The 1524-nt window shown below is 66.7% G+C and carries 1 protein-coding gene; it reads left to right on the top strand.

All coding sequences use genetic code 11. From position 1 onward, the window contains the following. Nucleotides 1-1524, top strand: a 1524-nt coding sequence (locus ACH49N_RS38920; RefSeq protein ID WP_358278833.1) for an amino acid adenylation domain-containing protein, incomplete at both ends; no start/stop codon positions are given.

The raw sequence follows: 1524 nt of genomic DNA, 5'->3' as shown, positions 1-1524 counted from the left end.
CGGGCGAATCGGTTGGCCCGGTATCTGATCGGGTTGGGGGTGGGGCCGGAGTCGCGGGTGGTGTTGGCGATGCGGCGGTCCCTGGATTTGGTGGTGGGGATGTATGCGGTGCTCGGGGCGGGTGGTGCGTATGTGCCGGTCGATCCGGATCATCCGGTCGAGCGGATCGGGTATGTGCTCGACTCCGCTGTGCCGGTGTGTGTGTTGAGCACGGCGGCGGATCGGGTGGGGTTGCCGTCGGGGGTCGAGGTGGTCTCGATCGACGAGGTGGATGTGTCCGGTTTCTCGGAGGCGGCGGTCACGGATGCGGAGCGGGTGGTTCCGCTGCGGCCGGAGAATCCGGCGTATGTGATCTTCACGTCGGGGTCGACGGGGAAGCCGAAGGGTGTGGCGGTTCCGCATGCGGGCATCGTGAATCAGTTGCGGTGGATGCAGGCCGAGTACGGGTTGACCGGTCGGGATGTGGTGTTGCAGAAGACGGCAACGACGTTCGATGTGTCGGTGTGGGGGTATTTCTGGCCGTTGCAGGTCGGTGCCAGGTTGGTGTTGGCGACCGCGGACGGGCATCGGGATCCGGGGTATCTGGCGCAGGTGATCGATGAGCAGGGGGTGACGGTCACCGATTTCGTGCCGTCGATGCTCGATGTGTTCGTCGCGGCGGTGCCGGCGGGTTCCTGCCGGAGTTTGCGGCATGTGTTCGCGATCGGTGAGGCGTTGCCGCCGGAGACGGTGGCCCGGTTGCGGGCGGTGACGCCGGCCCGGTTGCATAATTTGTATGGTCCGACCGAGGCTGCGGTGTCGGTGACGTTCTGGGAGTGTGGGGTCGCCGACACGGTGTCGGTGCCGATCGGTGTTCCGGAGTGGAATACGCAGGCGTATGTGCTCGATTCCCGGTTGCATCCGGTGCCGGCGGGGGTGGCGGGGGAGTTGTATCTCGGGGGTGTGCAGTTGGCTCGCGGGTATGTGGGGCGGGCCGATCTGACGTCGGATCGGTTCCTGGCCAATCCGTTCGGGGTGCCGGGTGCGCGGATGTATCGGACGGGGGATCTGGTGCGTCGCCGTCGGGACGGGGTGCTCGAGTATGTCGGGCGCACCGATTTCCAGGTCAAGTTCCGTGGTCAGCGGATCGAGCTGGGGGAGATCGAGTCGGTGTTGCGGGCGCATCCGGCGGTGACCGGGGCGGCGGTGACGGTGTATGCCGACGCGGTGACCGGTGATCATCTGGTGGCGTATGTGACGGCGGAGTCCGCGCTCGAGGTGTCGGTGGTGCGTGCTCATGCGTCGGCGGCGTTGCCGTCGTACATGGTGCCGTCCGCGTTCGTGGTCCTGGACGAGTTCCCGCTCAATACCAGCGGCAAGCTCGACCGGAAGGCACTCCCGGCACCCGAATTCACCAGTACCGGAACCGAATACACCCCACCGCGTACTCCGGGTGAGGAGCAGGTGGCCGCCGTCTTCGCCGACGTGCTCCAGGCCGACCGGGTCGGGGCGCACGACAACTTCTTCGACCTCGGCGGCAACTCG

It is taken from the genome of Rhodococcus sp. NPDC019647, from assembly GCF_044389235.1.
In the GTDB taxonomy this organism is placed as follows: domain Bacteria; phylum Actinomycetota; class Actinomycetes; order Mycobacteriales; family Mycobacteriaceae; genus Rhodococcus_F; species Rhodococcus_F oxybenzonivorans.
The sequence above is the reverse complement of the archived record's forward strand: the minus strand, read 5'-3'. Positions and strand labels throughout refer to the sequence as shown.